Annotated in this window: 11 protein-coding genes; 4 read left to right on the top strand and 7 right to left on the bottom strand. The window is 55.3% G+C overall.

Translation table 11 applies throughout. From position 1 onward, the window contains the following. The first annotated feature begins 305 nt into the window (after positions 1-305). A complete protein-coding gene (glpT, locus tag J5067_RS19990; RefSeq protein ID WP_264645582.1) occupies positions 306-1,655 on the top strand; it encodes a glycerol-3-phosphate transporter in 1,350 nt (449 codons plus the stop codon). 48 nt (positions 1,656-1,703) lie between these two features. On the opposite strand, the gene yigL is transcribed toward glpT, so the two are convergent. Then, positions 1,704-2,510: a sugar/pyridoxal phosphate phosphatase YigL gene (yigL, locus tag J5067_RS19985; RefSeq protein ID WP_264651852.1), complete on the bottom strand. Its 807-nt coding sequence runs from the start codon at positions 2,508-2,510 to the stop codon at positions 1,704-1,706. Between the two features lie 51 nt (positions 2,511-2,561). After that, a complete protein-coding gene (gene pldB / locus J5067_RS19980; RefSeq protein ID WP_264651851.1) occupies positions 2,562-3,572 on the bottom strand; it encodes a lysophospholipase L2 in 1,011 nt (336 codons plus the stop codon). 215 nt (positions 3,573-3,787) lie between these two features. Here pldB and rhtB point away from each other — a divergent pair, with 215 nt between their 5' ends. Next, complete coding sequence (gene rhtB, locus J5067_RS19975) at positions 3,788-4,408, top strand: homoserine/homoserine lactone efflux protein (RefSeq protein WP_222158854.1); 621 nt, start codon at positions 3,788-3,790, stop codon at positions 4,406-4,408. Positions 4,409-4,467: 59 nt separating this feature from the next. Here rhtB and rhtC read toward each other — a convergent pair whose 3' ends face one another. From rhtC to pldA, 3 genes are all read right to left on the bottom strand, one after another. After that, positions 4,468-5,085 (bottom strand): threonine export protein RhtC, encoded by a 618-nt coding sequence (rhtC, locus tag J5067_RS19970; protein WP_264645727.1) that lies wholly within the window; start codon positions 5,083-5,085, stop codon positions 4,468-4,470. A gap of 41 nt (positions 5,086-5,126) precedes the next feature. Beyond that, complete coding sequence (gene recQ, locus J5067_RS19965) at positions 5,127-6,959, bottom strand: ATP-dependent DNA helicase RecQ (protein WP_264651850.1); 1,833 nt, start codon at positions 6,957-6,959, stop codon at positions 5,127-5,129. Between the two features lie 128 nt (positions 6,960-7,087). Continuing rightward, positions 7,088-7,954: a phospholipase A gene (gene pldA, locus J5067_RS19960; protein WP_264651849.1), complete on the bottom strand. Its 867-nt coding sequence runs from the start codon at positions 7,952-7,954 to the stop codon at positions 7,088-7,090. A 206-nt stretch (positions 7,955-8,160) separates the two neighbouring features. Between pldA and J5067_RS19955 the strand changes: the two genes are divergently transcribed. Next, entirely contained in the window at positions 8,161-8,667 is a 507-nt protein-coding gene (locus J5067_RS19955) for a thioesterase family protein (RefSeq protein ID WP_319801691.1), read from the top strand. A 146-nt stretch (positions 8,668-8,813) separates the two neighbouring features. Next, positions 8,814-9,722 (top strand): EamA family transporter RarD, encoded by a 909-nt coding sequence (gene rarD / locus J5067_RS19950; protein WP_264645577.1) that lies wholly within the window; start codon positions 8,814-8,816, stop codon positions 9,720-9,722. Here rarD and J5067_RS19945 read toward each other — a convergent pair. Beyond that, positions 9,693-10,751 carry an AbrB family transcriptional regulator gene (locus tag J5067_RS19945; protein WP_264645576.1) on the bottom strand — a complete coding sequence of 353 codons (1,059 nt, stop codon included), beginning with the start codon at positions 10,749-10,751 and terminating at the stop codon, positions 9,693-9,695. The two genes, rarD and J5067_RS19945, sit on opposite strands and share 30 nt — an antisense overlap. Positions 10,752-10,955: 204 nt before the next feature. Continuing rightward, positions 10,956-11,906 carry a magnesium/cobalt transporter CorA gene (corA, locus tag J5067_RS19940; protein WP_195314450.1) on the bottom strand — a complete coding sequence of 317 codons (951 nt, stop codon included), beginning with the start codon at positions 11,904-11,906 and terminating at the stop codon, positions 10,956-10,958. Positions 11,907-11,939 lie beyond the last annotated feature (33 nt).

Genomic DNA, 11,939 nt, shown 5'->3' with positions numbered 1-11,939 from the left:
GTCACCTTTCCGGATCTTCATTAAGGGTATTCAGACACAGAAAAGGAAAAAAATGATTGATAAAGAGCAAATTCGAGCAAAAAACGAAAATAACGAACCGGATATGTAATCGTTTCGCGATAAAAGTCACACCAATATGAGGTCTATAGGGGAGCATTTTGTTAAGCAAAGCACAATAATTGCACGACCGTCATAAAAATGTAACATTTTAGCGGTGGCTCACATTGAAACCCTGCGCCATTTCGCTACCATACGCGCGATTTAGCACAAAATAATTATCGCTTTTAAGCGTATTGGAGAACGTTATGCTGAGTATTTTTAAGCCCGCCCAGCACCAGCCCAGAGTGAGCGACGATCGGGTCGATCCGTTATACCGTCGTCTGCGCTGGCAGATTTTTTTTGGGATCTTTTTCGGTTATGCCGCTTACTATCTGGTCAGAAAAAACTTCGCATTAGCCATGCCGTACCTGATTGAACAGGGGTTCTCTCGCGGCGACCTTGGCTTTGCGTTATCAGGGATTTCTATCGCCTATGGTTTTTCCAAATTTATCATGGGCTCCATCTCCGACCGTTCCAACCCGCGCGTATTCTTGCCCGCAGGGTTGATTCTGGCGGCGGCAGTGATGCTGTTTATGGGCTTTGTGCCTTGGGCAACGTCGAGCATCGCCGTCATGTTTGTACTGCTGTTCCTGTGCGGCTGGTTCCAGGGCATGGGGTGGCCGCCGTGCGGACGTACCATGGTGCACTGGTGGTCGCAGAAAGAGCGCGGCGGTATTGTTTCGGTCTGGAACTGTGCCCATAACGTGGGTGGCGGGATCCCGCCGCTGCTGTTCCTGCTGGGGATGGCCTGGTTCCATGACTGGAGAGCGGCACTCTACATGCCGGCGTTTGGTGCGATCCTGATTGCGGTGTTTGCCTTCGTGATGATGCGCGACACCCCGCAATCCTGCGGCCTGCCCCCGATTGAAGAGTATAAAAATGACTACCCGGTGGATTACACCGAAACCTCAGAGAAGGAACTGACGGCAAAAGAGATCTTCATGCAGTATGTGTTCCCGAACAAGCTGCTGTGGTATATCGCGATTGCCAACGTGTTCGTCTACCTGCTGCGTTACGGTATTCTCGACTGGTCGCCGACCTACCTGAGAGAAGTGAAGCACTTCGCGCTGGACAAGTCCTCCTGGGCGTACTTCCTGTACGAATATGCGGGGATCCCCGGCACGCTGCTGTGCGGTTGGATGTCTGACAAGGTGTTCAAAGGCAACCGTGGTGCCACCGGGGTATTCTTTATGACGCTGGTCACCATCGCGACCGTGGTTTACTGGCTGAACCCGGCGGGCAATCCAGGCGTCGATATGGCCTGCATGATTGTTATCGGCTTCCTGATCTACGGCCCTGTTATGCTGATCGGCCTGCACGCGCTGGAACTGGCACCGAAAAAAGCGGCGGGCACGGCGGCGGGCTTTACCGGTCTGTTCGGTTACCTCGGCGGCTCCGTTGCGGCCAGCGCCATCGTCGGTTATACCGTTGACTTCTTCGGTTGGGACGGCGGCTTTATGGTGATGATCGGCGGCAGCGTCATGGCGGTGGTACTGCTGTTTATCACCATGATCAATGAGAAGAAACATAAGGCAGAAATGGAGAAACGCGCCTAATCGCGAGCGCCTTCTGTCTGCTGGCGGCCTTGGCCGCCAGCAACACCGTTACACCACAGAGAGAAACAAACGGCGCAACTCGTGCGCCACCGCATCGTCTGCGTTGCTGCCAATGACCTCCAACTGCGGCAGTAAATCTTTCAGACGCTGATGCGCGTTGCGCATAATGCACCCTTTACCGGCCATCGACAGCATTTCAAAATCATTCATCCCATCGCCAAACGCAATGCACGATGTCAGGGTATGCCCCATCAGTTTCGCCACGTGTTCCAACGCATGACCTTTGGATACGCCGCCGGCCATCACTTCCAGACAGCTCAGCGTGGAAAAGCTCACGTTAACCCGATCGCCCCAGCGCGCATTGATCGCCTCTTCCAGCGGCAGCAGCTTCTCATGGCTGTCACAGGTAAAGAACACTTTGCTTACGCCGTCAGTGCCGAGCAGACCCGGTTCAAACAGCTTGTATTTGAACACCGACTCCTGAAAAAAGCGTTCCTCTTCCGGACGGGAGCGACTCATAAACCATTCATCATCGCGGTAGACGTGCGTCAGCATCTCCGGGTTGCGGTACACCATGCCGTAGAGATCGTGCGCAATATCCTGATCCAGATTGTGGCTGAAGATCAGCTCGCCCTGCGTGTTGTGCACGCGCGCGCCGTTAGAGGTAATCATAAAGGCACTGATGCCCAACCCGTCACGAATCTGTGCCACATCCAGATGATGCCGCCCGGTAGCAAACACAAAGTGGATGCCCTGTGCAGTCAGCAGTTTCAGGGTTTCTTTGGCGAACGGAGACAGCGTGTGGTCTGGCGACAGCAGCGTGCCATCTAAATCGGAAGCAACGACGTGATACATAACAGTGAACTCTCACCTCTAAGGGACATGGCGCGGCGTCGGCCGCAACATTTACGGATATTGTGCAAAATGATTGAGAATATGGGTAAACACCTGTGCCCGAATCCCATCTTCTTCGAATAACAGTTCATGGCGGGCACCCGCAATCACCACCGGAGCACCGCCAGCGCAGGGGTGTCCGGCCTCAGCCAACGCCTGACAAAAGGCATCCTGACTGTGATTATCCACCACGATATCTTCCTGCGCCTGAAGCAACAGCAAGGGCGTGGTAATGTGCGCCGCCAATGCAATCAGCTCGCGCCCGGCAGCCATCGATTCCCGCATCCAATGATAGGTCGGGCCGCCAACGCGCAGGGCGGGTTCGTCGGCATAGGCACGCACGCTGCGACGGTAACGCTCACGGCTGTGCGTTAACACGTTGATCAAATAGGGCAGCGGACGCCATTGCCCGGTGCCGATAGCGTAATAATCGCGAATGCGCGGATGCAGTTCTGCCCAGGCAACAATGCGTGAGGCCAGCCAGCCCGGCATCGGCAATTTAATGCCACACATGGGTGCACACAGCACCACGGCATCGAATGCGTCCGGCCGACGGGCCAAAAAATGCCCCAGGATCGCGCCGCCCATTGAGTGGGCGAGTGCAAAGCAGCGCTGATAGCGCAAGGGATCGGCGGTTTTCACCGCATCCACCTGGTGCAACCAGAATTGCTCGACGTCGTCTACATAGTCGCCAAAGCGTACCACATGGCCACGATTGCCGTCTTCCAGCATCCGCCCGGAGCGCCCCTGACCGCGATGATCCATGATCAGCACATCATAGCCTGCCTGGAACAAATCGTAGGCGACTTCACCATACTTTACATAGCTTTCAATGCGACCGGGGAACACCACCACCAAACGCGAGTGCTGTGCAGAGGTAAAGCGCACAAAACGGATCGGCACATTGTCAACGCCGGGAAATTCACCCTCCTCACGCTGACGCCAGAAATCCAACAGCGTGCCGGTGACAAAGGCAGAAAACTGGTTTTCTCTGAATAAAAGGCCGGAAATTTCGGGTGACATCGCGTTTCTCCTTGATGCACGGCACCGCGCTAAACACCTGCAACGCAGGGTCCACAAGAGAGTTTTGTGATCGCTGGCACAACAATCAGCAATGGCGTATTGTGGCACATTCGACCGCAATGTTTAACCACGTAACGCATCGGCAAACAATACCGCATCCGTTGCATGCGATCGCAAACAATGCCAACGCAACAACCTGCAATCAGGAAGCAGCTATGACCCTCGACTGGTGGTTAACCTATCTACTCACAACGCTTATTCTCAGCCTTTCTCCGGGGTCGGGGGCTATCAACACCATGAGCACCGCCATCAGCCACGGCTATCGCGGGGCGGCGGCGTCTATCGCCGGGCTGCAAGTCGGGCTGGCTATCCATATCGTATTAGTGGGTATCGGTCTTGGCGCGCTGCTGTCGCAATCGCTGCTGGCTTTTGACATTCTGAAGTGGCTTGGTGCTGCTTATCTGATCTGGCTCGGCATCCAGCAGTGGCGCGCGGCAGGTTCACTCGATCTGCATGCGCTGGCGGGCACCCTGCCACGCCGCCAGCTGTTTCGTCGCGCCGTTCTGGTCAACCTCACCAACCCGAAAAGCATCGTTTTTCTGGCAGCGCTGTTCCCGCAGTTTATCGTGCCACACCAGCCGCAAGTCGCTCAGTATCTGATTTTGGGGGTGACCACCGTGGCGGTCGATATTGTGGTGATGATAGGCTACGCCACGCTCGCCACTCGCATTGCGGTATGGCTGAAAGGACCGCGCCAAATTCGCCTGCTTAACCGGCTGTTTGGCTCGTTGTTTATGCTGGTTGGCGCGCTACTGGCAACGGCGCGTAAGGTGTGATCAGTGACTCGCCGCCAACGGCGGCGAGGATAAAACAGCGAGAGGGCTACGCCACTCGCTTAGCGCGAAATAATCAGATGTAGCCCAAAGCCGGTAAACAGCACCCCAGCCAGACCATCGATCCATTTTGCCAAACGCTGATAGCCGCGACGCATCGCAGGCAGAGCGAATACCAGTGCTACCAGGCTAAACCACAGCAGCGTTTCCAGTGAGATCAACGCAAACAGCCCCCAGCGCGCACCGGTACCAACGCTGTCTCCCACAAACAGAGAGAACACGCTGCCGAAATAGATCAGCGCTTTCGGGTTGGCAAGATTGGTCAGCAGACCACGCATAAAGGTTTTCCCTTTTGAAGGCAGTTCTACCGTTTCAACCGTTTGCTGTTCCCCTTTGCGGCGCGCCGCGCGCAACATGTTCCACCCCATCCAGCACAGATACAATCCGCCGCCAATGGTGATGACATCGTGCAACCACGCCATTTTTTGCAGTAACAGGTGCAAACCCATCAACGCAATCGCAGCCCACACCATCACGCCGAGAGAGATCCCCAGCACGCCCATCATGGCTTCTTTGCGCGAGCGGCTTGCCGCCGTCTGGGAAACAAAAAAGAAATCCGGTCCCGGGCTCATCAACGCCACGAAATGCACCATCGCCACGGTCAAAAACAACATCATAATATTTTCCTTTGTTACTACAGAGTCACGAAATTCAAACCCGATCAGCGTACGTCGTCATCATCGTCTAGATGCTCACGGATCAGCGACATAAATGGCGTACCGAATCGCTCCAGTTTACGCTGCCCGACGCCGTTAATCGTCAGCAATTCGCTTGCGGTCACCGGCAAGCGATCGGCCATTTCCAGCAGCGTGGCATCACTGAATACCACGTAAGGCGGGATATCGCCCTCATCAGCAATGGCTTTGCGTAATTTGCGCAGTTTGGCAAACAATTTGCGATCGTAAAGCCCGGTATACGATTTTTGGTTCGCCTTGGGTTTCAAGTTGATCACGCGCGGCACCGCCAACTGCAAAGGAATCTCACCGCGCAACACTGGACGAGCCGATTCGGTAAGCTGCACCGCCGAGTGCAATGCAATATTTTGCGTGAGGAACCCCAGGTGAATCAGTTGGCGCAGCACGCTGACCCAATGCTCATGGGATTGCTCACGACCAATGCCATACACCGGCAGCTTGTCGTGTCCCCATTCGCGAATACGCTGGTTATTGGCCCCGCGCAGCACCTCTACCACATAGCCCAGGCCAAAGCGTTGCCCCACGCGATACACGCAGGAGAGCGCCTTTTGCGCATCCACCAGCCCATCATAACGCTTAGGTGGATCGAGGCAGATGTCACAGTTGCCGCAGGGGACATGCCGCCCTTCGCCAAAATAATTGAGCAGCACCAGACGGCGGCAGGTTTGCGCCTCTGCGAACGCACCCATCGCGTTCAACTTGTGTCGCTCAATCTCTTGCTGCGCGCCCGGCGGTTTTTCCTCAAGGCAGCGGCGCAACCACGCCATATCCGCCGGATCGTAAAACAGCGCGGCTTCCGCAGGTAGGCCATCACGCCCGGCGCGTCCGGTCTCCTGATAATAGGATTCGATAGTGCGCGGAATATCAAAGTGCACCACAAAGCGCACGTTGGGTTTGTTGATACCCATTCCGAAAGCGACGGTAGCCACCACCACTTGCAAATCGTCACGCAGGAACGCTTCCTGCACCTGAGCGCGCCGTTCGTTGTCCAGCCCGGCATGATAGGCCGCCACGCTGAGACCACGGTTTTGCAAACGGGCGCTGATGTCTTCCACCTTCGCCCGGCTGTTGCAATAAATAATGCCGCTTTTACCGCGCTGACCCTGCACAAACATCCACAGTTGATCGAGCGGTTTGAATTTTTCCACCAGCGTGTAGCGGATATTGGGCCTGTCGAAGCTGCTCAGATGAATATGCGGTTCGCGCAGATCGAGCAGGCGCACGATATCACTGCGCGTAGCGTCGTCGGCGGTGGCCGTCAAGGCAACCACTGGCAGCGTGGGGAAACGCTGCTTGATTTGCCCAAGGGCGCGGTATTCCGGGCGGAAATCATGTCCCCACTGGGAGATACAGTGCGCTTCATCGATGGCAATCAGTGCCGGATTCCACTGGACAAGTTGGTCAAAGAAGCTGTCCGTGGTTAAACGCTCCGGCGCAATATACAGCAACTTGATCTCGCCGCTGCGACAGCGGGTCATCACGTCCCACTGCTGTTCACGGGTTTGGGTCGAGTTCAGACAGGCGGCACTCACGCCGTAGGCAAGAAGCTGATCCACCTGGTCTTTCATCAAAGAGATCAGCGGAGACACCACCAGCGTCAGGCCATCCAGCACCAATGCAGGGATCTGGTAGCACAGCGATTTCCCGCCCCCGGTCGGCATAATCACCAGACAATCCTGACCGTTGACGGCAGCCTGAATGACCGCATCCTGACCGGGACGGAATTGCTGATAACCGAACGTATCGCGTAGAACCTGAGCCGCTAACGCTTCCTTATTTAACACTTCCGCCGTAGACACGCGTTCCCCGATCCCCTTTGCGCCACATCGACCCGTGGTCGATAAAATCAAACAGGCGCTATTTTCAGCGCCTGTGATAAAAACTGCAATCTTTTGACCACGAGAATTATTTTTTCTGAAAACGCGCCTCAAAAGATATCGTTCAACATCACCCCCACGCCGTAGCGTGTCTGCCTGTGGTTGTAGTCGATCATCGATTCGCCGTAGCCGCTAAACACCTTGGTATAGAAGCGTACATGCTTGGTTATCGGATAGCTCCACCCCAGCTCAGCATTGCCGTAACCGCTGTTCCAGTTGTAATGCCCTGCGACGCTGAAAATGCTGTCGCCCCAGACGTAGCCGACACGCACCCGATAATACCCCAGATACTTGGTGATATCCGGGTTGTCATCCTTGCGGTCGGGGATCAGGAACCAGGGTTTGAGATCCACCTTCCAGTTGCCGTTTTGCGCCATCAGGCGCATATAGGCGCGATCCCAACTGCGCGAGGTTGGATCCGCTTTACCGTTGGATTGGTGATTCAGCCCCACTTCCACATCGCGCAATGTCCATCCGCCCAGACTGTAGTCGGTCGCCCAGCCAAGAAATATCTGTGGTTCATAGTTGGTTTCACGAAACGGAGAGGATTCATCGGCATTCGACATCTGCCACCAGGATTGCTGGGTATAAGAGACCCCCAACAGCGAATTGTCGCCCATGATGCCACGCCAGATGGGAAAGGCCAGACTAAGCTGGAAATTCACTTCATCTTTGCGCGCCTCGTTAGCCCAGTCGTAACTGCTGATCGCCTGCTTGTTGATGTTGGTGGTGTAGGTATAAAGCAGGTAGTTGCTTTCGTAAGGATAAAGGATAAAAGGGTTATCATGGTCTTGCAGCAAATTGGCAATAATGCTGCCACGCACTGCGGGCCTGTCGTGTACAACCTGAACCTTTGCTTCTTCTGCCTGAACTTGTGCCGCCAACAAGAGCGCCACTACGCCCGCAATTTTGCGCATACGGTATCTCCGACCAACATGAAAGTAAGGAAAAATGATAGACACGCTCGTTATTATTCTAGCTTCATAATCTGTACTTGAATCATCCACTTCCTAGTTATTCATGCTTTTCTGAAAAGAAACAAAAACACCTCACAAAATAAACAAAAAATTAACGTTACACTATCCTTATTCTCTGTTCCGATCTTTATTGAGGGCCGCTCGCTATGTCACTACCGCTTGTACAGCAGGATGACACGCTTCCCCCTGATGCGATGTTGCCGCAGGAGAGCGTGCGCCAACGCGTCAGCGATATCTTCATCTACCAGATGCCGTTCAATCGGGAACTGGGGCTCGAGCTGCGTGAGTTTGAGGCCGACCATGCCATTCTGGTGTTCGATCGTCAGGAGCGATTGGTCGGCAATGCGCTGCAAAAAATTCTCCACGGCGGTGTGATCGCCGCCGGTCTGGATGTGGCGGCCGGACTGGTCTGTGTCGGCAGCGCTCTGTTACGCCACCCCAGCATCAGCGCTCAGGAATTTCATCAGCGGCTGGCACGCATGGGCACTATCGATCTGCGCGTGGACTATTTGCGTCCGGGCCGCGGCGAGCACTTTACCCTGACCAGCACGCTGCTGCGTGGCGGCAATAAAATCGCTGTGGCACGCGCCGAGTTGCACAACGAATCACAGGTACATATCGCCACCGCTACCGCCACTTATATCGTCGGATAACGGCGAACTATTCGCACGGTAACGATATAAAAAAACGGATAATCCGAATTTACCCAAACGAAGCACCAAAACGGGACGAGAAGATGAAAGTCACTGCGGTTTCGCGTACAGTACTCCCTCTTCAGTCCGTTGAGTAAGCCTTCCACATGAATGAACAGCAATCACGCCAGGGTGTATTATTCGCTCTTGGCGCCTATTTCATTTGGGGCATCGCACCCGTCTACTTCAAGCTGATTGGCGCGGTGCCTGCCACAGAAATCCTTACGCACCGGATTATCTGGTCGTTTCTCTTCATGCTGGTTTTGGTGAGCGTCAGCCGCAAATGGCGTCAGGTACAGCACGTTATGGGGTCACCCAAAACGCTGATGCTGCTGGCGCTGACCGCCGTGCTGGTGGGCGGCAACTGGCTGCTCTACATTTGGGCGGTAAACCACAATCATATTCTGGAAGCCAGCCTGGGCTATTTTATCAACCCACTGGTTAACGTGATGCTGGGAATGATTTTTCTCGGTGAGCGTTTTCGCCGCCTGCAATGGTGTGCGGTATTGTTGGCGTTCAGCGGCGTGCTGATTCAGCTTTGGCAGTTTGGCTCGGTACCGGTGATTGCTCTGGCGCTGGCCTTTAGCTTCGCTATCTATGGCCTATTGCGCAAGAAACTCGGCGTAGACGGCCAGACCGGCATGCTGATTGAAACCCTGTGGCTGCTGCCTGCGGCAATTATCTATCTGTTTTTTATCGCCGACACACCGAGCAGCCACCTTGGTAATAACAGTACGACGCTCAACCTGCTGTTGGTGAGCGCAGGCATCGTGACCACCGTACCGCTGCTGTTTTTCACCGCCGCTGCAATGAGAATGCGCCTGTCCACGCTCGGGTTCTTTCAGTACCTCGGCCCGACGCTGATGTTTATTATCGCCGTGACGTTATATGGCGAACCGCTCGGCAGCGACAAAATGGTCGCATTCGGTTTTATCTGGGCGGCGCTGGCGCTGTTTATCATTGATGCCCTCATCGCCCAGCATAAATTACGTCGCGTTCAGCGCCGTGTGGCGTGAGATGTAGCGTGACAGTACCGGGCTGAACAGCAGCGTCGAAAACAGCCGCAGGGTTTGCATCGCAATCACGAAGGCCATATCGACGTTGCTGCCCGCCGCAATGACGGCAATGGAGTCCAGCCCGCCGGGGCTGGTCGCCAGATAGGCGGTAAGAATATCCACCGGCAGCAACAGCGTTACCCCGTAAGCCATCCCTCCGCACAGCACCATCAGACCGACGATCGAGGCCATCATATGCGGCAAGGTGCGGATTGCCAGCAGGAAGATCGGGCGGGTAAAGCTTAAGCCGACACTCCAACCGATAAACGCATAGGCCAAGGCCAGTATCCACTCCGGCGTTTGCAGCATCAGCGTGCCGGTAGAGTGCAGCGCGGCCCCGAGGATCATCGGCCCCAGCAGCGCGCCGGACGGCAGGCGCAGCCAGCGCCCCAACAGCACGCCGCAACATGCCACGCCGAGCGTGGCAAAAAAACGCCAGTCGAGCGCCGGAAACCAGATCAGTGCGGCGGTGTTATGTGCTGCCGTTTCACCCAGGCTCAAGCGCGCCACAAACGCGGCGGCAGCCGTCACCATCAGCACGCGCAGGTATTGCATAAACGCCACCAGACGTACATCGGCACCAAATTCGCTCGACATGGCGACCATGGCCGAGGCTCCGCCGGGTGACGCGCCCCAGGCCCCGGTGGTGCCGGGTAAGGCGCTGAATTTGACCAGTAACCAGCCAGAAAAACCGCTGGCGGCAAGGGTCGCTACCAGAATGCCCAACACTAACGGCCATTCCTGCAACAGCGGACTCAAAATAGAGAGGGAGAGGCTTTGCGCCACCAGACAGCCAAGGATGGCATTGGCGGCCCAAAAATAAGCGGGAGGCATGCGGATCGTCGCCCCTTTCAACCCCATGACGACGCCAACCATCATCGGCCCTAACAGAAACGCAGCCGGAACATGGAACCACTGCAATACCAACCCCAGCAGCAGAGAAGCAACCAGCAGCACTCCCCACTGCGCCAAGGGCGAAACCCTTCCCATAGCGACAACCTGATATGACAAAACCTGTAGAGGTTTCATTCTAAACAGAAGGGGGACTCATGAATATGGAAATGATCGTATACCCGTCATACTTCAAGCTGCCTGTGCGTTGGCTGCACTCGTTCATGCAACTCGAATTATTTGGGGTATAGAAGCCGAAAATGAGCGCGTTCCCGGCTTGCGCCGGGAAGCATAGGGATATTGTTACAGCCAGTTTTTGCGCTTGAAGTAGAGGTACGGTGCCAATCCAGCCAGGATCATCAGCACGATGGCCCCCGGATAACCAAACGACCAGTGCAGTTCCGGCATAAACTCAAAGTTCATGCCGTAGCTGGACGCCACCAGCGTCGGTGGCAGGAACACCACGGATACCACCGAGAAGATCTTGATAATGCGGCTCTGCTCGATATTGATAAAGCCCATCGCCGCCTGCATCAGGAAGTTGACCTTCTGAAACAGGGATTCATTGTGCGGCAACAGGGATTCGATATCGCGCAGGATCTCACGCGCCTGCTCCAATTGCCCACTCGGCAAGCGCGCGCGGCGCACCAGGAAATTCAACGCACGCTGGGTATCCATCAAACACAGGCGCACCTTCCAACCCACGTCTTCTAATTCCGCCAGCGTCGACAGCGCCTCGTCGTACTCTTCACCCTGACGCCCTTCCATGATCACGCGGCTCAACGATTCCAGATCGCTGTAGATGTTTTCAATTTCATCAGCCAGCTGTTCAATCTTGGTTTCAAACAGATCGAGCAGCAGTTCGTAGGCGTTACCGTCCACCAGCGTCTGGTTGCGCGCGCGCATCCGGTACAGACGAAAGGCCGGTAACTCGCGCTCACGCAGCGTATACAAACGCCCGTCGCGAATGGTGAATGCCACGGTGGAGTTTCCAGCGTGATCGTCCGCGTCTTCGAAGAAGAAAAAGGAGTGGATATGCAGGCCGTCTTCGTCTTCGAAGAAACGAGCCGATGCTTCGATATCTTCCAGTTCAGGGCGCGTTGCCAGGCTCTGCCCCAACCGGTTTTGCACCAGCTCACGCTCTTCATCTTCAGGCTCGACCAAATCCACCCACACGGAGGCGGCGATATCATCGGTGTCGTCCAGTTCCAGACGGGATAAACGGCAGTTATCCAGTTTAAATGCGCTCAGCATAGGCCATGTGCTCCTAGTGCGGTAACAGAGAAA

The organism is Candidatus Symbiopectobacterium sp. NZEC151, assembly GCF_025962655.1.
Classification (GTDB): Bacteria; Pseudomonadota; Gammaproteobacteria; order Enterobacterales; family Enterobacteriaceae; genus Symbiopectobacterium.
This window is presented reverse-complemented; position numbering and strand designations above follow the sequence as displayed.